This is a genomic window from Priestia taiwanensis (assembly GCF_014638355.1).
GTDB lineage: Bacteria > Bacillota > Bacilli > Bacillales > Bacillaceae_G > Priestia_D > Priestia_D taiwanensis.
This window is the reverse complement of record NZ_BMFK01000001.1, coordinates 2,045,717-2,066,542: the sequence shown is the minus strand read 5'-3', so window position 1 is coordinate 2,066,542 and position 20,826 is coordinate 2,045,717. Positions and strand designations below refer to the sequence as shown.

21 protein-coding genes are annotated in these 20,826 nt (G+C 39.7%); 12 read left to right on the top strand and 9 right to left on the bottom strand.

What is annotated here, in order from left to right; genetic code table 11:
* Positions 1-17 precede the first annotated feature (17 nt).
* The 3 genes from IEV41_RS10730 to IEV41_RS10720 are packed head-to-tail and all read right to left on the bottom strand — an operon-like array spanning position 18 to position 1,330.
* Positions 18-347 (bottom strand): hypothetical protein, encoded by a 330-nt coding sequence (locus IEV41_RS10730; protein WP_188388375.1) that lies wholly within the window; start codon positions 345-347, stop codon positions 18-20.
* Between the two features lie 40 nt (positions 348-387).
* Positions 388-810 (bottom strand): GNAT family N-acetyltransferase, encoded by a 423-nt coding sequence (locus IEV41_RS10725; RefSeq protein ID WP_188388374.1) that lies wholly within the window; start codon positions 808-810, stop codon positions 388-390.
* 4 nt (positions 811-814) lie between these two features.
* The gene (locus IEV41_RS10720; RefSeq protein WP_188388373.1) at positions 815-1,330 is read right to left on the bottom strand and encodes a YjcG family protein; all 516 of its coding nucleotides are present in this window, start codon (positions 1,328-1,330) and stop codon (positions 815-817) included.
* A gap of 169 nt (positions 1,331-1,499) precedes the next feature.
* On the opposite strand from IEV41_RS10720, the gene IEV41_RS10715 reads away from it, so the two are divergent.
* Positions 1,500-1,760, top strand: coding sequence for a YiaA/YiaB family inner membrane protein (locus IEV41_RS10715; RefSeq protein WP_188388372.1), 261 nt, complete (start codon positions 1,500-1,502; stop codon positions 1,758-1,760).
* Between the two features lie 73 nt (positions 1,761-1,833).
* On the opposite strand, the gene IEV41_RS20025 is transcribed toward IEV41_RS10715, so the two are convergent.
* Positions 1,834-2,607, bottom strand: coding sequence for a YncE family protein (locus IEV41_RS20025; RefSeq protein WP_229722227.1), 774 nt, complete (start codon positions 2,605-2,607; stop codon positions 1,834-1,836).
* A gap of 118 nt (positions 2,608-2,725) precedes the next feature.
* Between IEV41_RS20025 and IEV41_RS20255 the strand changes: the two genes are divergently transcribed.
* Positions 2,726-3,370, top strand: coding sequence for a collagen-like protein (locus IEV41_RS20255; protein WP_275583740.1), 645 nt, complete (start codon positions 2,726-2,728; stop codon positions 3,368-3,370).
* A 246-nt stretch (positions 3,371-3,616) separates the two neighbouring features.
* Here the strand turns inward: IEV41_RS20255 and IEV41_RS20015 are convergent, their stop codons facing one another.
* Entirely contained in the window at positions 3,617-4,264 is a 648-nt protein-coding gene (locus IEV41_RS20015) for a YncE family protein (protein ID WP_229722226.1), read from the bottom strand.
* A gap of 262 nt (positions 4,265-4,526) precedes the next feature.
* On the opposite strand from IEV41_RS20015, the gene IEV41_RS20250 reads away from it, so the two are divergent.
* The 4 genes from IEV41_RS20250 (at position 4,527) to IEV41_RS10685 (ending at position 8,994) form a co-directional block, all read left to right on the top strand.
* The gene (locus IEV41_RS20250) at positions 4,527-5,150 is read left to right on the top strand and encodes a collagen-like protein (RefSeq protein ID WP_275583739.1); all 624 of its coding nucleotides are present in this window, start codon (positions 4,527-4,529) and stop codon (positions 5,148-5,150) included.
* Between the two features lie 614 nt (positions 5,151-5,764).
* Complete coding sequence (locus tag IEV41_RS10695; protein WP_188388759.1) at positions 5,765-6,640, top strand: DMT family transporter; 876 nt, start codon at positions 5,765-5,767, stop codon at positions 6,638-6,640.
* Positions 6,641-6,712: 72 nt separating this feature from the next.
* Positions 6,713-8,614 (top strand): alkyl/aryl-sulfatase, encoded by a 1,902-nt coding sequence (locus IEV41_RS10690; protein WP_188388368.1) that lies wholly within the window; start codon positions 6,713-6,715, stop codon positions 8,612-8,614.
* Positions 8,615-8,769: 155 nt separating this feature from the next.
* Positions 8,770-8,994: a hypothetical protein gene (locus tag IEV41_RS10685; protein ID WP_188388367.1), complete on the top strand. Its 225-nt coding sequence runs from the start codon at positions 8,770-8,772 to the stop codon at positions 8,992-8,994.
* Between the two features lie 144 nt (positions 8,995-9,138).
* Here the strand turns inward: IEV41_RS10685 and IEV41_RS10680 are convergent, their stop codons facing one another.
* From IEV41_RS10680 to IEV41_RS10665, 4 genes are all read right to left on the bottom strand, one after another.
* Entirely contained in the window at positions 9,139-9,957 is an 819-nt protein-coding gene (locus IEV41_RS10680; RefSeq protein ID WP_188388366.1) for a hypothetical protein, read from the bottom strand.
* A gap of 385 nt (positions 9,958-10,342) precedes the next feature.
* Positions 10,343-11,758 carry a sodium/pantothenate symporter gene (gene panF / locus IEV41_RS10675; RefSeq protein WP_373284210.1) on the bottom strand — a complete coding sequence of 472 codons (1,416 nt, stop codon included), beginning with the start codon at positions 11,756-11,758 and terminating at the stop codon, positions 10,343-10,345.
* Positions 11,759-11,778: 20 nt separating this feature from the next.
* Positions 11,779-12,057, bottom strand: coding sequence for a YhdT family protein (locus IEV41_RS10670; RefSeq protein ID WP_188388364.1), 279 nt, complete (start codon positions 12,055-12,057; stop codon positions 11,779-11,781).
* A gap of 109 nt (positions 12,058-12,166) precedes the next feature.
* A complete protein-coding gene (locus tag IEV41_RS10665) occupies positions 12,167-12,637 on the bottom strand; it encodes a metal-binding protein (protein WP_188388363.1) in 471 nt (156 codons plus the stop codon).
* 227 nt (positions 12,638-12,864) lie between these two features.
* Between IEV41_RS10665 and putP the strand changes: the two genes are divergently transcribed.
* The 6 genes from putP (at position 12,865) to IEV41_RS10635 (ending at position 20,724) form a co-directional block, all read left to right on the top strand.
* Entirely contained in the window at positions 12,865-14,337 is a 1,473-nt protein-coding gene (putP, locus tag IEV41_RS10660; RefSeq protein ID WP_188388362.1) for a sodium/proline symporter PutP, read from the top strand.
* 389 nt (positions 14,338-14,726) lie between these two features.
* Entirely contained in the window at positions 14,727-15,998 is a 1,272-nt protein-coding gene (locus IEV41_RS10655) for a D-alanyl-D-alanine carboxypeptidase family protein (protein ID WP_188388361.1), read from the top strand.
* A gap of 157 nt (positions 15,999-16,155) precedes the next feature.
* A complete protein-coding gene (locus IEV41_RS10650) occupies positions 16,156-17,529 on the top strand; it encodes an aldehyde dehydrogenase (protein WP_188388360.1) in 1,374 nt (457 codons plus the stop codon).
* 581 nt (positions 17,530-18,110) lie between these two features.
* Complete coding sequence (locus tag IEV41_RS10645; protein WP_188388359.1) at positions 18,111-19,085, top strand: ABC transporter ATP-binding protein; 975 nt, start codon at positions 18,111-18,113, stop codon at positions 19,083-19,085.
* The gene (locus tag IEV41_RS10640) at positions 19,082-19,933 is read left to right on the top strand and encodes an ABC transporter permease (RefSeq protein WP_188388358.1); all 852 of its coding nucleotides are present in this window, start codon (positions 19,082-19,084) and stop codon (positions 19,931-19,933) included. Before IEV41_RS10645 ends, IEV41_RS10640 begins: the two co-directional genes overlap by 4 nt.
* Complete coding sequence (locus tag IEV41_RS10635; protein ID WP_229722191.1) at positions 19,930-20,724, top strand: ABC transporter permease; 795 nt, start codon at positions 19,930-19,932, stop codon at positions 20,722-20,724. The genes IEV41_RS10640 and IEV41_RS10635 overlap by 4 nt, the downstream gene beginning before the upstream one ends.
* Positions 20,725-20,826 lie beyond the last annotated feature (102 nt).

Sequence of the window (20,826 nt, the reverse complement as noted above, 5' to 3'; positions counted from 1 at the left end):
CCGGAATTTTTATGTAGCTACATAATTGGTTCTCTATTTTTGTGTACAACTTCTTCAATAAGACTGACCATTTTTCTTTCATATGTTCCATAAGTCCATTGCTCAAAAAGTGATTTCTTCCCACCACATGTAAGTAAGGTGAGGTGGTTCGCATCTTTCTTGAGTAGAAGTGTGTAAGATATTTTGCAAGAGGCAGAAAAATAATGCTTTTGCGTAACAATCAATGTGCTGTCCGTTAGCTCTTCGATAAAAGGGTGTTCAAATTTTGCTTCTCGTAGTGCATAAAACAGATTACTAATAAATTTAGATCGATCATCTAAAGAAAGTGTACAAGTATATGTTAGCAATAGTATCACTCCTAATAAAGAATGAAAGCAGCTGTAATGTCTACAGCTGCTTTGTCATTGTTACGTGTGGAATATTCGCGTCCATGAACACATCGGATACTGTTTCATATCCTAACTTCTTGTAGAAGCCTTCTGCTTGTGTTTGGGCGTTTAATTTTGATTTTGTCATGTTTTGCTCACGTGCAAGTTCTTCTAGTTTCATCACGATATGTTTGCCGTATCCTGCACTACGGTAGTCTTTCATAATGCAGATACGTTCTAATTTACCGTAGCCATCGACGAGACGAAGGCGTGCAGCCCCAATTGCGTTGTCGTTATCGTACACCACAATGTGTGTTGCAGTTGCATCATGCTCATCAATTTCCTCTTCTATCGGTACGTGTTGTTCGTGTACGAATACAGCGGTGCGCACATCGTATGCGTCTTGTAGTTGTTCTTTTGTTGTTACAAGTTCAATGTTCAATTTTTTAGCAGTCCTTCCCAAGATGAAATGTTTCGTATACTGTCCAGAATCCGTCTTCCAATTGATAGAGAAGATGGAAACGGTCAATGACTTGTTCGTAATGATAATCAAGCATTTTCAAGCGTCCTAATACGTCCGCATGTTCTGCATCTGATAAATTTTGTCCGATTGTTAAGTGTGGCACGAATGCATATTCCTTCTCTGTTGCGAGAACACCATCATGCATTTTATTGTTTAGTGTTGCCAAAGCTTCAGACTGTGCAATTTTGAAATAAATAACGTTATTCGTTGGATAGAATGAGCTAACATTTCCTGATGTTAATGTAAAAGGTTGCACTTCGCTGGCGATATGACGCAACTCTTGTACAATCGCTTCAGTAGTATGCTCATCCGCTTCAAATGGATACTTCAATGTTACATGAGGTGGGATAAGCCCGTAGTGTGAATCATAGCGCTTTCTTAATGAGTTTGCCTTATCTTGCAATGTTTTCGATGGAAAAATTACAATTCCGTATTTCATTATATATACCCCCTCTTAATTAGTAATAAGCGAAAAAATACATGCCTATGTTTTATTATAACAAAGAATAAGCAAGCGAGGTAATATTACGCAAAATAGTTTGAAAATTCATATAATATTATGTAGTGTAAAGATGTAGAGAGTAATGGTGAATGGAGAGGGGAAAAAGATGAGAAAACGAAATACGCAAGCTTTTACATTTTTGTCGTGGGTATCATTTGTGTGTGCATTTGCAGGTATGTTAGTTGGTATCTACACATTGGAAGAGCCATTAAGTGTGAAAGGGTACTATTTAATTGGAACGTTGTTTTTAACAATGTCTTGTTTCGTGTTACAGAAGACAATTCGTGATAATGAGGAAGATAAGTTAGAACAAGAACACATTCAGAAGCGAAGTCAAGTGGTGAAAGAAGAGCAAGTGAAGCAATAAGTAAGAAAGGAAATCTTCTAGTCAATTGTCATTGATTAGAGGATTTCCTTATGTTTTGTTAGTAAAGAATGTTTTAAGGATTCACTCCTATTCCGGTAGGGGTATCGCCTCCAATAGATATACTCGTAATAATTGTGTTTGATATCCCATCAATAACGGTTATATCTCCATTTTCACCAGCTACATAAATTCGATTTGTTAGTGGGTTTACTCCTATTCCGAGAGGGTGTGGATCTCCCGCTAAAGTTATAATTACGTTATTGGTCGCTCCGCTTATTATTGAGATGGTATCGTCTGAAAAGTTACCTACATAAACGAGATTAGTGGATGTATTTACCCCTATTGGTCCAGGAATGGCACCTACGGAAATGGTTGTAATGATGGAATTATCTGCACCGTTAATGATAGAGACAGTGTTGTCTCCAGAATTAGCTACATAAATGACATTAATTAATGGATTTACTCCTATTCCGGCAGGGGTATTTCCAACAGGAATAGTTGTAATGATAGAATGATCTATCCCGTTGATGACGGAAACATTATTGCTATTCCGATTAGTTACATAAACGAGGTTAGTGGATGTATTTATGCCTACGGCAGAAGGCTGATCCCCAACAGTAATGGTTGTAATGACAGAGTTATCTGTACCGTTAATGACAGAGACGTTATCGCTTCCTTGATTAGTCACGTAGATGAGATTAGTGGATATATTTACACCTACTCCAAAAGGTTGGTCTCCAACAGATATCATTGCAATGACAGAGTTAATCGCACCGTTAATGACGGAGACATTATCACTATTTTGATTAGCTACATAAATTAAATCGGTTGCTGGGTTTATTCCCACTCCAATAGGGAGATCTCCTACAGGTATCGTTGTAATAATGGAATTAGTAGCACCATTAATGACGCGGACATTATCCGATCCGGTAGCTACATAAATCATATTTGTACCAGTAGACCCGGTGGCTCCAGTATTACCAGTAGGTCCAGTGTCACCAGTAGGCCCAGTATCGCCAGTAGGCCCGGTATTGCCAGTGGGTCCAGTGTCACCAGTAGGCCCAGTATCACCAGTGGGTCCAGTATTGCCAGTAGACCCAGTGATGCCAGTAGGCCCGGTGTCGCCAGTGGATCCAGTGGGTCCAGTGTCACCAGTAGGCCCAGTATCGCCAGTAGGCCCGGTATCGCCGGTAGGTCCGGTAGCACCAGTAGGTCCAGTGTCGCCGGTAGATCCACCACCAGGCCCGGTAATGCCAGTAGGCCCGGTATCGCCGATAGGTCCAGTAATGCCAGTAGGTCCAGTGTCACCGATAGATCCAGTGGGTCCAGTATCACCAGTAGGTCCACCACCGGGTCCGGTAGCACCAGTAGGTCCAGTATTACCGGTAGGTCCCACAATGCCAGTCGCTCCGGTATTGCCAGTAGACCCGGTATTACCGATAGGTCCGGTAACACCAGTCGCTCCAGTAATGCCAGTAGGCCCAGTTGTCCCTGTTACACCGGTAGGTCCGGTTGATCCGGGGGCATTGTCTCCCGGAGGGCCTGGAGGGCCTGCGGGTCCAGTTGGGCCTGGTGGCCCCGGTGGTCCCGGAATTGACGGAGAAAAATAGGTTAATGGAAATAATGAATCATTGATAGTAAACATTTTTGTCCTCTCCTAAACGTATTATAACGAAATATTTTATATACAGTAAATGCCAATGTAAGGGGAAAAGATACTATGTAACCGATATGTTTTGTTGTTTTTCGTATGAAAGAAGAGTAGATGAATCCGTAGGAAAGGTAATCAGCTAGTCGATTATTGATGACTAGTTGATTACCTTTTTCTTGTTTGTTATTAGTAACGAAAGAATGATTTAAGGATTTACGCTCACCCCCAGAGGGCTCAATACACCAAGTATATTAGTAATTACTGTATTCGAGATTCCGTCAATAACTGTGACAGAATCATTCAAGTTGTTCGCTACATATATTCGATTTGTTACTGGGTTTATTCCTATTCCTACAGGTAAACTGCCTACAGGTAAGGTCATGATGACGTTATGGGTCACACCGCTTATGACGGAGATGGAATTGCTGAACTCATTAGCAACATAAATGAGGTTAGTAGATGTATTTAATCCTACTGCAAAAGGTTGATTCCCTACGGGAATCGTTGTAAAAACAGTATTGGTCATACCGTTGATGACGGAGATAGAGTTGTTAAATTCATTAGCAACATAAATGAGGTTCGTTACTGAGTTTATTCCGATTGCAATAGGGAAATTTCCTACAGAAATAGTTGTAAGAATAGAATTATTGGCACCGTTGATGACCGAGATATTATTGTTTAACGAATTAGCAACATAAATAAGATTTGTGGATGTATTTACGCCTATTCCGATAGGTTGACTTTCTACAGGGATGGTAGTGAGGACGGAATTATTGGCACCATTGATGACCGAGACAGAATTGCTGACCTGATTAACGATATAAATGAGATTAGTGGATGTATTTACTCCCACTCCAACAGGGAACCCTCCTACAGGAATAGTTGTAACGATGGAATTATCCGTACTGTTAAGGACTACGACATCATTAGTATTAGAGTTGGTCACATAAACGAGGTTAGTAGATGTATTTACGCCTACTCCAACAGGGAAATTTCCAACAGGAATAGTGGAAAGAACAGAATTAGTTACGCCGTTTATAACGGTGACAGAACCCGGTATACGACTATTTGTAACGTAAATTAAGTTTGCATGAATAGATCCTGGTGGTCCAGTGTTGCCAGTAGGTCCGGTGTCACCAGTGAGCCCAGTGTCACCAGTGGGTCCGGTATTACCGATAAGTCCAGTGTCACCAGTGGATCCGGTGTTGCCAGCAGGTCCGGTGTTGCCAGCAGGTCCGGTGTTACCAGCAGGTCCGGTATCGCCGATGGGTCCAGTATTACCAGATAGCCCAGTGTTACCAGTAGGTCTGGTATCGCTGATAGGTCCAGTATTACCAGTAGGTCCAGTGTCACCAGTGGGTCCAGTATTACCGATAGGCCCAGTGTCACCAGTGGGTCCGGTATTACCGATAGGTCCAGTGTCACCGGTAATCCCGGTATCACCAATAGGCCCAGTATCGCCAGTAGGTCCAGTTGCTCCGCCGCCAGGTCCAGTGTTGCCAATAGGTCCAGTGTCACCAGTGAGTCCAGTAATACCATGCGCCCCAGTGTTACCAGTGGGTCCAGTATTACCGATAGGTCCGGTATTACCGGTAGCCCCAGTGTTGCCAAGAGGCCCAGTGTTACCGGTAGGTCCAGTGTCACCAGTGGATCCAATTGGAGAAGGTCCCCCTGGTGGGCCTGGAGGACCTGCGGGCCCAGTCGGACCTGGTGGCCCTGGAATGAGTGGAGTGAAGTAGGGTAATGGAAATAATGAATTATTAAAAAGAAACATCGCTCTTATTCCTTTCCTAGATTAAAGTAGTTTATTAAAAGGTGCTTTATACTCAGTAAATTCGGGTATGAGAGGAAGGGATACTGTTTTGGTATAAAGCAACGGAAATATTTAGAAGGGTAGTTGGTGAAGTAAGCCAATGGGATGCTTCGTAAGTCAAATTTATTGAATGATTAATCCTTCTTTATTGTGGAAAGAAGGATTAATCACCGCAAAACAAGAAATGTTCCTTGTTAATCAAATACTTCACAGCATTTGTAGAACTTTTTTGTTTCAAAGAAGTATGGGGAGGAAGGTATAATATAAATACATACATGGAGTGGCATATGGTAGCCAAGTGAATATTCTTCAAGTGCGTGCATTGAAAGTAGTAGAATATATGTTGGGGAATAATGTATACAAGATGTGTTATAGAAGGAAGCAGGTTCTCTATGTGCAACAAGCATGTAAAAATAGCCCAAGCGATGCACGAAGAAGAAATAAAATTGGTAGTCTTTTTGGGGATGTAACTGGAGAATTTCTAGTGGAAAAAGAGGGGACAACGTGAACACAAAAATTAGTAATCAAACAATTAGTATTATGCTTATAGTGGGGATTATTGCAATTTCAACGTCGGCGATTTTTGCGAAGTTAACGACAGCTTCACCATCAGCGCTTAGTATGTATCGTCTATGGATGGCATGTATTTTCTTATTGCCTGTCGTTGTGATGAAGTGGAAGGAATGGAAGAATATTAACGGCAAAGATTATGCAGTATTATTCTTCTCGGGGCTCTTCCTCGGACTTCATTATTTACTTTGGTATGGCTCGCTTGAGTACACATCTGTGGCAAGTTCTACCATCATTTTGGCGTTGCAGCCTCTTATCGCATTAATTGGAGGTTTTTTCTTATTTAAAGAGAAAGCAACGAAAGTAACCATTGTTAGTATGATTGTCGCTATTATTGGTGTTGTTGTTATCGGATGGGGAGATGTTAGTGCAAGTGATGAGGCATTATACGGTGATTTTCTTTCGTTTTGTAGTGTAGTGGCAGTTGTCGGTTATTTATTAATTGGGCAAAAGATTATCAGTAAATTGTCGCACTGGGTGTATAGCTTCATTGTCTTTTTCGTAGCAGGGGCAGTGGCTTGTTTGTATAACATTGTGATGGATATTCCGTTCGTTGGATATACACAATTTGATTACCTACTGTTTTTAGCAACAGCTATTATTCCAACGATGGCAGCGGTTATTCATAATTGGTTGCTTAATTATGTGAATGCAACGACGATTTCAATGAGTATATTAGGAGAACCAGTTGGTGCGACGGTGTTAGCGTATTTCATTTTGCAAGAGACGTTAATTTCTTCTCATTTAATCGGCGGCGTACTCGTTATTATCGGTGTGTCGTTCTTCTTGCTTCAGCAACAGCAACCAGAAAAGCATATTGTTAGTGAACAGCAGAAGCATGTGTAGGCATGCTTCTTTTTTTCGGGCAAAAAACAAAGTAGCGACATATAGTAGTGTATTGGCAGGAGGGGGAGTGTAATGAGAGAGTTAACACCAGAAAGAAAAGGAGCAACGAGTAAAACACGCGAAATTAATGCTCATTCATATGAAAAGATTGCATGGGAGAAAGTAAAAAGAGAACAAGAGTTAGTAAGGAAAAATACACTTGTTGAAGTGCCGCTCTTAACGATTGATGGGAACAAACATCCTTGGCCTGTGTGGAACATGAAACGATATGAGTTTCTACAGCAGGAGGGGCTACCTGCTACTGCTCATCCGAAGCTTTGGGAGCAGGCGAAGTTAAATCTTCATGCAGGATTATATCAAGTGACCGAGCGTATTTATCAGGTAAGAGGCTTTGATATGGCTAATTTGAGTGTTGTGAGAGGAGACACAGGATGGATTGTGATTGACTGTCTTACTTCTGAAGAAACAGCAAGGGCTGCTTTTCAACTAGTAACGGATTATTTTGGGGAGATTCCAATTCGTGCTATTATTTTGAGCCATTCTCATACGGATCATTACGGCGGGATTTTGGGGATTTTGCAACCGCATACGGATGTATATGCACCAGAAGGTTTCATGAAAGCGGTCATCGAAGAGAATGTTACGGCTGGGGTGGCGATGTCTAGGCGCGGCGTGTATATGTACGGACAAGGGTTGCGCCGTGATGCCAAAGGACACATTGATAACGGAATCGGAAAAGAGTTATCGACGGGTATTGTTACGTTAACGAATAATGTAACAGAGGTTGTGAATGATGGTAGTGAACTGTATGTTGAGAAAATAATTGATGGTGTGTGTATCCAATTTCAATTAACGCCAGGAACAGAAGCACCAGCAGAGATGAATATGTATATTCCACGTGAACGATCGTTATGTATGGTGGAAAATTGTACGGTGACAATGCACAATTTATATACGTTACGGGGTGCGAGAGTTCGTGATCCAGTAGCTTGGGCGTATTATTTACAACAAGCAATCGAGTTATTTGGTGCGTCTTTAACAAGTATATTTGGTGTTCATAATTGGCCACGATTTGGCAACCAAGCGTGTCTCGAGTATATGGCAAAACAAAGGGACGTCTATCAATATATAAATGATCAAACGTTGCGGCTTATTAACAAAGGATACACATTGGAGAATGTAGGGCGAATGATAAAGTTGCCAAATAGTTTAGATGAGTGGTATACAAGTCCTTTCTATGGGACGTTGAATCATAACGCGAAGGGAGTCTATCAAAAATATCTTGGTTGGTACAATAGCAATCCAGTTGATTTAAATAAGTTAGTGCCAGAGGAATCAGCAAAGAAATATGTGGAGTATATGGGGGGAGAGGAGGCGATTTTAGAGAAAGCACGGAAATCATTCGAAGACGGAGAGTACCAATGGGTAGCGGAAGTAATGAAGCATGTTATTTATGCAAATCCAACGAACAGAAATGCAAAATTACTATGTGCAGATGCATTAGAGCAACTAGGATATATTACGGAATCGGGACCGTGGCGTAATGAGTACTTAACAGGAGCTCAGGAGTTACGTTTTGGTAAAATACCGATGCCAATTTCCATTATTACGAAAGAAGTATTAGATGCAATTCCACTGAAAGATATACTGAATTTATTTAGCATCCGAGTGGACGGTATAAAAGCAGGAGAGTATGAGTACAAACTTAATTTCATTATCCCTGATCGACAGGAAGTAGCATCCACCGAAATCAAACGTGGCATCTTTCGGTATTTGAAGAGTGACATAGATATGGATGCAGAAGTGACTGTGACCATGTGGAAAGACACATTGTATGAATTAGCAACAACGAATACAAAGTCGAGTCATGCCCTCATCATTATTCAAGGAGATAGTGAGAAATGGCATGCATTCTTATCGGTACAAGATTCAATAAACCCTGATTTTCCTATTGTTACGCCTGTTGGTTACTAAATCGTGAGCCCTGCTATGTAATGGTTTCTCTTACACCTACAAGGATTTAGTATTCTACCACGTCTTATTGTTCGTAAGGCATAATTACTAGGTTGTGAAAAAAATAAAACATTTGTTCTATTTTTCTGTTGAAAAAACAGAACAGGTGTTTTATAATGAGTTTACGAACAAAAGTTCTGTTCAAACATTACATAGTCGGAGGTATTAGAAAGATGTTTATTATTCCAATGGTTTTTAATGAGTTTGCAGGAACGGTAGAAACGGCAAGAGAAATCGGGACGTATGTAGGAGTTGCATTAGTGGCAATTGCATTTACGTGTGCATATGTAACAATGGATAAGAAGATTTATAAGAGCGCAATGAAATCAACAAGGCGTTAGTGAGGATAATCGTATGAGGAAATATATAAAAGAAGCTACGTGATACATAGAGAGATAGAGTATCGTGTAGCTTCTTTGTTTTGTATAGAAAGAAAAAAGTAGCACGAATATGTGCTACAAAGAAAGTAAGTATAAGTGCATATGTTATACGAGTTTGACTAGCTTTTCTAAGTTGATGCCTTTGTTCTTTAGAGAACGAAGCTGTTGCAATGTTTGAATTGTTTCGCTATCTAAATATGGCGGAGCTCCTTGAGCTGCTAGTTCGTCTTTTAATGATTCAATTGCATCATCTATGTCAGCGCCTAAATCCCAGTTACGACAAATTTCTGTCGTTCTTGTTAGTAGTCGCTTATATTTCTTTTCGATTTCTGGTGTGTTGTGCGTTGTTTGTGGGTCAATTGGTTTGACTGGTTGCACAACTCGTTCTGTTTTTACAGGAGCAGGAGCTACTTTCGGAGTGGATGGTTGTACGTTACGGACTAGTTCTTGTTGTACTTCCTTCTTCGGTGCCTCTTGCTTAATTCCTTCTACTTTCACCACTTCTTTTTTCACTGGCTTTGCGATTTCTTGTGCCGGATGAGCTGGTTTTTCTACTTGTTGTGGCTCAGGTTGTGGTGCTTCTTCTACTTTGACAGCTTCTTGTTGCGGCTCTTTGCGCCACATGATTTTTTCGATCTTTAGCGTCACGTTGTTTTTGTGCATGCCGTCTAAGATAACTTTTCCGATTTCAGCTTTGCCTGTGAAGTCAACAATTTTGTAGATAACACTGTAGTTCCAGTCAATTTCGCCAGTTGAGAAAATTTCTTCGTTTGACTTTGGGTGTAGTCCCTCAATTTTGATTTCATCATTAATTCCGTCATTGCTGTATACCATTACGGTAGAAGCGGTAACGTCTTTGTCACCTAGCATTAATTCACGTGCCATCTTTGCAGTTCGGATTGCATTATGCTTTTTTGCACACATTTTGTATCTATCTCCCCTCAATGTAGATTGTGTCATGTAGTGTTTTTTGCATAGAAAACAGAGGCGAGTTTTGAACAAACTCCTTCCTTTGTTTCATGCGATTGCGTCTTGTTCGTACAGCATACAACATAAAAAATAAAAGCGACGCCGGAGTTAGTTAGTATGTGTAGATGTGCTTGTTTTTAGAATCGAAGCAACTAGGGTGTAATATTTGGTAAACGTGTTGCGTTCGTTTCTTTTCCCTTTACTCAAAGCGGAACGTTCAAAAAAATATCAACCTTTTTATAATATAAAATCTCTATCCCAAAAGGCAAGCATAGAAAAAGAAAACAATGAAAAAATTTTTTAGGACCTCTTACTCATGAGAAAAGCTAAGGGAATTTCCTTAGCTAGATGGAAGTTTTTTTTCTGTCACAAGACTTCCGATGATATATCCAACAAGCGATAAGCAGAGTGGTAGTACAACTGTATGCATCCCAAGTGGATTTGGATAGAGACGATCGAATAAAATATAGGATCCTACACCAACAATCATCGATGTAATGGCACCATTTGCATTTCCTCGCTTCCAATATAGACCTAAGACTATTGGCCATACGAAAGCAGCTTCTAGTCCGCCGAAGCTAAATAAGTTTAACCAAATAAGGAAGTCAGGCGGATGAATACTTGCGATGAAAATGAAAATACCGAGTAAAGCAGTAACGGTCATGCTTGCACGTTTCACAATTGTTTCACTTGCGTGTGGATTCACGTAGTTAATATAGATGTCTTTGACAATGGATGAGCTTATAAGTAATAAGAGTGAGTTCACAGTCGACATAATTGCTGCCATCGGTGCTGCTAAGAAGATACCAGCTAACCACGGTGGTAATACTTCTAGAGCAAGAAGTGGCATGACTGTGTCTCCAACCTCTATCCCTGGCAATACAACACGTGCGAATACACCGGTTAAGTGCATACCAAGCATGATTGTTCCAACGACGATTGTCCCGATAATCATGGCACGGTGCATGGAACGAGTATTTTTGTAGCTCATGGCACGAACACTAATTTGGGGAAGTCCAACAACACCTACGCCAACTAATACCCAGAACGAACTGACGTAAAGAGCGCTTAATGAGCCGTCAGGTCCAAATGGTGTGACAAGGTTAGGGTTAATTTCAATAAGCTCTTGCATAATATTTGTGACACCGCCACCAGCGATTGTCGTTCCAATTAAAATAATAGCTGTTCCGCATAACATAATAATGCCGAGTAAGCAGTCTGTAATCGCGACAGCGCGGAATCCGCCGATTACAACATATAGCACGACAGAGATGGAGAAAATAAATAATGAAGCAGTATACGGTAATCCCGTTAGCGATTCAATTAATCGTCCACCCCCAACCCACTGTGCGACAGTAGAAGAGAAAAGAAAGACGATAATGCTAAGTGCTGAAAGGATGACAACTAGTTTATTGTTGTATCGTCCTTTTAAATAATCGATTAACGTAATTGCTTTCATTTTTCTCGCGATAATGGCGAATTTCTTGCCTAATGTTGTTAGAACGAAATAACCTGTTACAACTTGAATCATGGAAAGTAGTACCCAGCCAAGTCCCATTTTGTAGGCAATTCCAGGTCCTCCAATGAAGCTACTTGCACTTCCATACGTTGCAATCATTGTCATTGCAAGGAGTAGCCCGCCAAGTTCCCGTCCTCCTAAGAAGTATTCTTGAAGGAAAGAAGAGTTAGTGGAAGTTTTCATTTGCTTAGATGTGTAAATCCCAATGGCGAAAGTAAAAAGAAGGAACAAGATCATTGGGATAATGGTGTAATAATTCATTCTGTGTCATCTCCTTCTTCGTCTAGTGGTACATCTTTGAATACAGTGTAGACGAGAATAGTTAGAAGGATAACGATTACGATGAAGCCGACGATACAGCTGTAGAAGAACCACGCTGGAAATCCGAATATGTATGTATATTCCTCAACTGGTTGGGAGCCGAATCCGTATGCGAATCCGTACCACCAAATAAAATGAATGAATGCTAAAGCTAGTCCAATTAATGCCTCGCGATGAGCGATTTTAAAACGACGGTCTTGTTTATGATTGCTCATGTTCGTTTCCTTTCTATGTACAAGATATGGGATTCATTATACACAAAAAAGGTAGTGCATTCTATTACCTGTGCGACAAAAAACGGTAAGAAAAGAACGAATTCTTTTCTTACCGTTTTTTGCGTCGCTTTGGTTTATAAAACTTATCTAATACGATATGAAACGTGCTAGCAGTAATTACTCCAAGAATAAGAACAAAAAGAACGTCACGATGTTCTTCTAACCAAACGAGAAGCGTTGTTTCTCCGTATTGCTTGTTCACGAATGAAGCGAGAGGGAACAAGATAATGGATAAATAGAGAATACGGATAATATCTCCAATTAAAAGGCCATGCGAGAGAATGGATCGGTGCGGGATGAATTTCTGATATGGATACCAGAGGAAGCGGAATAAGCCCCAATTGTTGTAGCAATCACTCTCTGTATCAAGGTCAGGAGTGAGCAAGTATGTCCCGATTAAAAAGCCGGCTGCGTATACAAATATTGCCTCGTAGTGAAGTGGGTGAAGTAACGCGAGTGGTGCAATGATAACGGGGAGACCGATAAGATTGATTTTCGTATGTGTTTTTCCTGATGGCATAATTCATGTTGTCCTTTCTAAAGTATACGAATATACGTTCTTATTATATATGATTTTTCATGTAAAAAGAAGAAAATAATGATGATATAAATTTGATAATTTCATTTATTGATACAATAATGAAAAATATTATGGTGATAAAGCAAAGAAATCGGTATAATAAAGAAATTCGTCTAGTATAGTTCAAGTTTTTTGCTAGGGAAAAAAGAGAAAGGAGAAGAAACAGCATGGATACACAATTGCTTTTTTCAATTGTCATTTATATGTTCGGCATGTTACTTATCGGGTACTGGGCATATCGAAAAACATCTAATTTATCAGATTATATGCTTGGAGGTCGCTCTTTAGGCCCCGCAGTAACAGCTTTAAGTGCTGGAGCCTCTGATATGAGTGGATGGTTGCTAATGGGATTACCTGGAGCAATGTATGTAACTGGATTAAGTAGTTCATGGATTGCCATTGGGTTAGTAATTGGTGCGTATGCAAACTGGTTGTTTGTAGCGCCGCGCTTGCGTGTTTATTCGGAAGTAGCGAGTAATGCAATTACGATTCCACAGTTTTTAGAGAACCGATTCAAAGATACGTCGCATTTGTTACGTCTTGTATCTGGTCTCGTTATTATGATTTTCTTTACATTCTATGTTTCATCTGGTTTGGTGTCAGGTGCAATTTTATTCGATAATACATTTGGGATTGGATATGAAAAAGGTCTTTGGATTATTGCGGTTGTAGTAGTCGCATACACATTATTTGGTGGATTCTTAGCAGTTAGTTGGACTGACTTCGTACAAGGATTGATTATGTTCCTTGCATTAATTATCGTACCAGTCGTAACAATTTGGAATGTTGGCGGTGTTGAAGAAACAACAACCATTATTTATGAAGTAAATCCAGCGTTATTTAATTTATTTGAAGGAACAACGTTTATTGGAATTATTTCACTATTAGCATGGGGATTAGGTTATTTTGGACAACCTCATATTATTGTACGCTTCATGGCTATTTCTTCTGTAAAAGAAATGAAAAAAGCGAGAGCAATTGGAATGGCATGGATGATTTTCTCAATTGGTGGCGCGATGCTAACTGGATTTATTGGGATTGCTTACTTTACAGGACAAGGAACGCCATTAGTAGGAGCAGCGGCAGAAACAGTATTTATTGAATTGTCTCGTCTTCTATTCCATCCAATTATTTCAGGATTCTTATTAGCGGCTGTATTAGCAGCGGTAATGAGTACTATTTCGTCACAGTTACTTGTAACGTCTAGTGCAGTGACAGAAGATTTATATCGTACATTCTTCCGTCGTTCGGCATCAGATAAAGAGCTTGTGTTAGTTGGACGTCTAGCTGTGTTAGTTGTTGCAGTAATTGCTATCGGTATCTCGTATAGTAAGAGCGAAACAATTTTAGCACTTGTTGCGTATGCCTGGGCAGGATTTGGTGCTTCATTTGGTCCAGTTGTTCTATTAAGTCTATACTGGAAACGTATGACGAAGTGGGGGGCACTTACAGGAATGATTGCAGGGGCAAGTACTGTTATTATATGGAAAGAAGTGTTAGGATTATCAGACTTCTTATATGAAATGGTGCCAGGATTTGCCGTATCTACTGCATGTATCATATTTGTAAGCATTGTAACGAACGTTAATAAAGCATCGATAGAAGAAGATTTTACAGAGGTAGAGAAGATGCTTAAATAAGAAAAGACCGCCTGGTGATGGGCGGTCTTTTCTTATTTAGTTCGTTTCTTTTTCTCTACATGAATCCACAGGTAGTACGTAGCCCAGAAGAGGAGAGTAATAAGATAGGAGAAGGTTTTTTTCTCTTGAGGAGCGTATAGAATGATTGCGAGGCCAAGGAAGAAACACGGAACTCCAAGGGAGAGGTATTTTCGCCAATGCATAACAGATACTCCTTTTTCTTCCATTTTATCATGTCTTTCTTTTCATGGAGAAAGTAAAATGATTATTATTGTATTATATTTTAAATTTGTCATGAAAAAGAAATATTTCGAGAGAATATAGTTTGCTATACTATGTGAGGATGGTTTTTTTAACCAAAAAACGATACAGCAAAGGTGAAAAGAGTGATGAACAGAATGAGAAGGGGAATGGCATATGTATTAGCATGTGTGATGTTGCTGTGCATCCCAACGCAGGCTTATGCCGAGATGCAATTAACGAGTGAAGCAGCTGTTTCACTAGAAGCTACGACAGCAGAAATAATCTTTGATAAACAAGCTCATGAAAAGCATTTCCCAGCAAGTATGACGAAAGTAATGACAGGTTTACTTTTGATGGAACATGCAAAGGCAAATGAACGTATTGTCTTTTCTGAGAATGCTTTGAAACAAGAAAAGAGTAATTATATGATTGAGTTTCAAGCAGGGGAATCTGTCGATAGAGACACGGCATTATATATTTTGATGGTGTTAAGTGCGAATGACATGGCGTATGCGATTGGAGAGCATATTGCGGGCAGTGAGGAAGCATTTGCGAAGATGATGACAGAGCGAGCGAAAGAACTCGGTGCGAATGATACTAATTTCGTAACTGCTAGTGGTTTGCATCATCCAGAACATTATTCTACTGCATATGATATTGCTCTTATTACGAGAGAAGCATTGAAGCATGATGTACTTGTGAAAGCGATGGGAACGAAGAGCTTAGATGTAACAACTTCTCACCAAAAAAAGTTCATCCGAAACAAAGGGCGGGCATTTGAGAATCCACATTTCTTCGCAGCGAAGACAGGATTTACTGATCAAGCAGGTAACACGCTAGTAGAGGTTGATCAAGTGGATGGCAAGCGCGTTATTAACGTTGTAATGCAATCGAAGAACCCAGCATATTATGAAGATATGCGTAACATTTCTAGCTATGCCTTCTCGCAGTTGGAGAAGAAAGTTGTCTTGGACAAGCAAAGTTGGAGAGAAAATGTGGTGTTTCTGGACAAGCAAGTGAAAGGAACAGTGGAGCAAAGTGTGGAATTGTTTGTTCCAAAAGATAAACAACCAAATATTACAACGGAAATAAAATTAGTAGAGAAAAAGAATGAAGACTTATATATAAATGGTATTAAAAAAGGTGATGTCATTGGGCAGTTAGATGTAAAGAACAATGGACAAATTATTCAAACAGTTCCAGTTATAGCTACTGAGGCGATGATATTTGAGAAAACAGTGGGGAAAGTATTATCGCCTGGAACTAGTATGATAGAACGTATCTCATGGGCTGCTGGAACGGCATTCGTAAGTGTTGTTCTGTTAATTGCCATTCGTCGTGTATTCATCGTAAGAAAACGTATGAAGAGACGACCTATGAAAAGAAGACCTATAAAGAGACGACCTAATTCTTATTAGAAGATAGAGAAGGCAACGACGGACAAGTTGTCTTCTTTTTTATGCGAAAAAAGAAAAAAACGGACGTGCAAATAGGTGGAAATGTGCTATCATTTGAGACAGGTTAACATTTTCGCAAGATGCGAAAATGCACGTTAGTTAAAGGGGGAAATTCCTGATGAAACATGAAATAGAAGAGTTGATGATAGAGCAACGAGCGTATTTTCATAGTGGTAAAACAAGAAACATGGATTTACGTATATTACGATTAAAAGCCCTTTATTACGGTATCTTAAAGTACGAAAAAGAAATTATGTCTGCGTTAAAGCAAGACTTAAATAAAAGTGAATTTGAAAGTTTTTCAACAGAAATAGGAGTGACGCTAAAAGAAATTAGTTTCACTTTAAAGAATATAAAGAAGTGGGCAAAAGTGAAACGAGTGAAAAATTCGTTAACACATGTTGGTTCAACGAGCACATTACTCCCTGAACCGTACGGGGTAACGCTTATTATTGCACCGTGGAACTATCCGTTTTACTTAGCAATTGCACCGTTAATCGGAGCAATTGCGGCAGGTAACACAGCAGTTGTGAAGCCATCTGAATTAACACCAAATGTTGCTACTGTTGTAAGGAATTTATTAGAAGAGCTATATCCAGAAGAGTTCGTTGCTGTTGTGGAAGGTGGCGTAGAAACAAGTCAGCGATTACTTCAACAAAAATTCGACTATATTTTCTTTACAGGAAGTACTTCAGTAGGAAAAGTGGTCATGGAAGCAGCATCTAAACAATTAATTCCAGTAACACTAGAACTAGGTGGAAAGAGCCCAACAATTGTTCATCACGATGCGAACCTTGCACTGGCAGCAAAGCGAATTGTGTGGGGAAAATATATGAATGCAGGACAGACGTGTATTGCGCCAGATTATGTATACGTGCATCATGAAGTGAAAGAGAAGTTTCTTGTGCATGTGAAGCGAGAAATCGAAGTATTATATGGAAAGAAACCGTTAGAAAATACGGAGTATACGAGAATTGTTAGTAAGCGTCACTTTGATCGCCTTCTTTCCTTCCTAGAAGATGGTACAACTGTTGCTGGTGGAAAGTCGAAAGAAGAAACATTAACAATTGAGCCGACAGTTATTGATAATGTGGATTGGAACATGCCGATTATGCAAGAAGAAATATTTGGTCCTCTGTTACCAGTGCTAGAATACCACAACATCGATGCAGTCATTGAGGAAGTTGTGAATCGACCGAAGCCACTTGCTTTGTATGTTTTCTCTGAGAATAAAGACATCCAACAAGAAGTGGTGACACGTATTCCATTTGGGGGTGGCTGTATTAATGATACGATTTATCATATTGTACAACCGAACTTACCATTTGGTGGAGTTGGGGAAAGTGGAATTGGTCGTTACCACGGAGAGTATAGCTTCCAGACATTCTCTCACTATAAAGGCGTCGTGAAGCAGACGACGAAATTTGACTTGCCGGTACGTTATTCAACAACAAAGTATGCACTTAGCATCCTTCGTAAACTATTCAAATAACAAAAAAAAATCACTACCGCAACATAAAGATGGTTGATAGAAAGTGAATGATAATATACATGGAATGGAAAGTGACTGGTTGGATTGTATCTCTATAAGTTACTTTCATCCCTTCGTAGTAAACCTAAAAAAGAAAGAAAAGGAAGTACTTTCTTTTCTTTCAAAAAAATAGATGTTCTTGAGAGAAAAAGGATGCAAAAAATCATGAAAGAAATATGATAAAACGGTAGTGTAATTATCATTTATCTAGTATAATTTCGTATTGTATTGCATTTTTTGACGAACATACTTATAACGTGTTGAATGAAAGTGCTAGATACTATATCATAGTACCTAGACTTTCTTTTTGTGTGACCAAAAATAAGGCGAAAAGACGATTGAAGTAGGTGTAAGTACCTGTAATCGTTGCATTTCTTTATTATATGATCGTGTTTCACGAGCGAAAAGGGGACCCTTCTAGCGTAGGGCCCCTGTTTAAACTACATTCGAAAGGAGGAAGTGCAGGAATTGTTTTGTCACGAGAAAGCGTGCATTCCTCCCCCGACGATGAATGAGTCGGAGTATCCTGCACGAACAATCTAATGAAAAACATCATAACGATTGAAAATGTTGAAAAACATTTTGCGAACCAAGTTATTATTCCTTCTCTATCTTTGGATATTCAAGAAGGGGAGTTTCTGACAATATTAGGACCAAGTGGTTGCGGAAAGACAACTCTTTTACGCATGATTGCAGGGTTTGAGAAGCCATCAAAAGGCGCAATTAAGTTAGACGGCAAAGTGATTAATGACTTAGAGCCCTACAAGCGCGACATGAACATGGTATTCCAAAACTATGCTCTCTTCCCACATATGACAGTAGAAGAAAACATTCGTTTCGGATTAAAGATGAAGGGTGTATCAAATAAAGAGCAAAAAGAGCGTGCGGAAGAAGTGCTTCATTTAACACAATTAACGGAGTTACGTAGCCGCAAGCCGAAGCAATTATCTGGTGGACAACAACAACGTGTTGCAATTGCACGTGCAGTTGTAAATAATCCGAAAGTGTTGCTACTAGATGAGCCACTAGGAGCATTAGATTTCAAATTGCGTAAAGATTTACAGCGTGAGTTAAAGAACTTACAACGTAACTTGGGTATTACATTCGTATACGTAACGCATGACCAAGAAGAAGCAATGAGTATGAGTGATCGTGTAGCAGTAATGAATAACGGGAAGGTGGAGCAACTTGGCACACCAGAAGAAATTTATTACAAGCCGAAGAGCTTATTCGTTGCAACATTTATTGGTGAGAATAATATCGTGAAGGATGGAGAGCGTCTCTTTGCCCTGCGTCCAGAGAAAATTAGGACTGGTTCACCGTCCGATACAGGGATGCGTACAGGTGTTGTAGAAGACGTTGAATTCTTAGGTAACCACCATAAAATGTATATCCGTGAAGAATCTGGCGAAAATCTATTTATTGCGTATCAACCAACAGATAAAGATGCACATTATAAAGTGAACGATATAATTGGATTTGGATGGAACAAGGAAGATGAGGTGGACGTGACGTGAAAAAAGGAAAATTATTAGCTTTACCAGCAACGGCTTGGTTGCTTATTTTCTTCCTTGTTCCACTCTTGTTCATTGTAGGATATTCTTTCCTTGAACGTGGCATGCACGGCACAGTTATCATGAACTTTAACTTTGATAACTATGCAAATGTGTTTGACCCACTTTATATGGGCGTATTAATTGATACGGTAGTAATTGGGGTAGTGACGACTGTGCTAACGCTACTTATTGCATATCCGTATGCGTATACGATTACGATGGTAAATCCGAAATGGCAAAAGCTATTGTTATTACTTGTGACGATTCCATTTTGGATTAACTTCCTTATTCGTTCGTATGCATGGATTATTATTTTACGTACGCAAGGACTTGTGAATACTTTCTTATTAGACATGGGGCTAATTCAAGAGCCACTAAATTTACTGTACAATACGCCTTCTGTCGTTTTAGGGATGGTATATACGTTGTTACCATTTATGGTACTGCCAATTTATGTATCAATGGAACAATTGGACCATCGTAAACTTGAAGCAGCGTATGATTTAGGAGCGACACCGATAAAAACATTTTGGCACGTAACATTACCGATGACGATGAGCGGTGTGGTGACAGGATGTATTTTAGTTTTCGTTTCTTCGTTAGGAATGTTCGTTGTTTCGGACGTAATGGGTGGTTCGAAAGCAACGTTAATTGGGAATGTTATTCAGAACCAATTCTTATCAGCAGGTAACTGGCCGTTCGGTTCGGCATTATCCGTTGTATTAATTATCTTTACAGTTGTGCTTATTTTCATGTACTACAAAGTAACGATGAGAAAAGCAGTAGAAGGTGGGGGTGAAAAAGGTTGAGCAAAAAGCTTCTGCTTGGCTATGTAGCTGCCATTCTAGCGTTTATTTACATTCCAATTGGCGTGTTAATCACGTTCTCATTTAATGAATCACGTGCAAGTACGCAATGGACAGGTTTTACGCTTGATTGGTACAAAAAGCTCTTTAATAATGAGCAAGTTATCGATGCATTAATGAACAGTTTGACAATTGCAATTACGGTTACGGTTATTTCAACTGTACTCGGAACACTTTGTGCTATTGCACTGCACCGTTATAAATTCCGTATGAAAACGGCAATTAGTGGATTAGTATACTTACCAATCCTTGTACCAGACCTATTAATGGGCTTATCGATGCTTATTCTTTTCACTCAGCTTGGTATGGAACTTGGTACAAAGACAGTTATGATTGCACACATAACGTTCTGTATTTCATTCGCTGTCGTCGTGATTTCAGCACGTCTGTCAGGTATGGGAGAAGATATGGAAGAAGCGGCGAACGATCTTGGTGCGACGCCATGGCAAACATTTAGACACATTACGCTTCCGACAATTGCACCAGGAATAATTGCAGCGGCGTTATTAACATTTACGTTATCTATTGATGATTTCGTTATTAGTTTCTTCGTGTCTGGTCCTGGTTCCACGACTCTACCGGTATATATTTACGGTCTAGTGAAGAAAGGTATTTCTCCGGAAATTAACGCTTTATCGACAATCTTAATCGTGTCGATTGTGTTCTTAATGTGCTTATCAGAAGTATTCAACCGCAAAGGTGATACGAAAGGAAAGGGTAATCTACCTTTCTAAAGAAACAAGTAACTATTCAATGGTGGACGTTCGTGTTCATCATTGGATTTACCTAGTTTGCTTATGTTGCATAAGCAAGCTAGCATACATATTTTATATTGG

What these genes read in the sequence shown, in the direction of transcription:
- IEV41_RS10695 (WP_188388759.1), top strand. Translation starts at nt 5,765, where the DNA reads ATGCTTATAGTGGGGATTATTGCAATTTCAACGTCGGCGATTTTTGCG.
- IEV41_RS10655 (WP_188388361.1), top strand. Translation starts at nt 14,727, where the DNA reads ATGAACAGAATGAGAAGGGGAATGGCATATGTATTAGCATGTGTGATG.
- IEV41_RS10690 (WP_188388368.1), top strand. Translation starts at nt 6,713, where the DNA reads ATGAGAGAGTTAACACCAGAAAGAAAAGGAGCAACGAGTAAAACACGC.
- IEV41_RS10650 (WP_188388360.1), top strand. Translation starts at nt 16,156, where the DNA reads ATGAAACATGAAATAGAAGAGTTGATGATAGAGCAACGAGCGTATTTT.
- IEV41_RS10665 (WP_188388363.1), bottom strand. Translation starts at nt 12,637, where the DNA reads ATGCCATCAGGAAAAACACATACGAAAATCAATCTTATCGGTCTCCCC.
- panF (WP_373284210.1), bottom strand. Translation starts at nt 11,758, where the DNA reads ATGATCTTGTTCCTTCTTTTTACTTTCGCCATTGGGATTTACACATCT.
- IEV41_RS10685 (WP_188388367.1), top strand. Translation starts at nt 8,770, where the DNA reads ATGAGTTTACGAACAAAAGTTCTGTTCAAACATTACATAGTCGGAGGT.
- IEV41_RS10670 (WP_188388364.1), bottom strand. Translation starts at nt 12,057, where the DNA reads ATGAGCAATCATAAACAAGACCGTCGTTTTAAAATCGCTCATCGCGAG.
- IEV41_RS10720 (WP_188388373.1), bottom strand. Translation starts at nt 1,330, where the DNA reads ATGAAATACGGAATTGTAATTTTTCCATCGAAAACATTGCAAGATAAG.
- IEV41_RS10645 (WP_188388359.1), top strand. Translation starts at nt 18,111, where the DNA reads ATGAAAAACATCATAACGATTGAAAATGTTGAAAAACATTTTGCGAAC.
- IEV41_RS10680 (WP_188388366.1), bottom strand. Translation starts at nt 9,957, where the DNA reads ATGTGTGCAAAAAAGCATAATGCAATCCGAACTGCAAAGATGGCACGT.
- IEV41_RS10715 (WP_188388372.1), top strand. Translation starts at nt 1,500, where the DNA reads ATGAGAAAACGAAATACGCAAGCTTTTACATTTTTGTCGTGGGTATCA.
- putP (WP_188388362.1), top strand. Translation starts at nt 12,865, where the DNA reads ATGGATACACAATTGCTTTTTTCAATTGTCATTTATATGTTCGGCATG.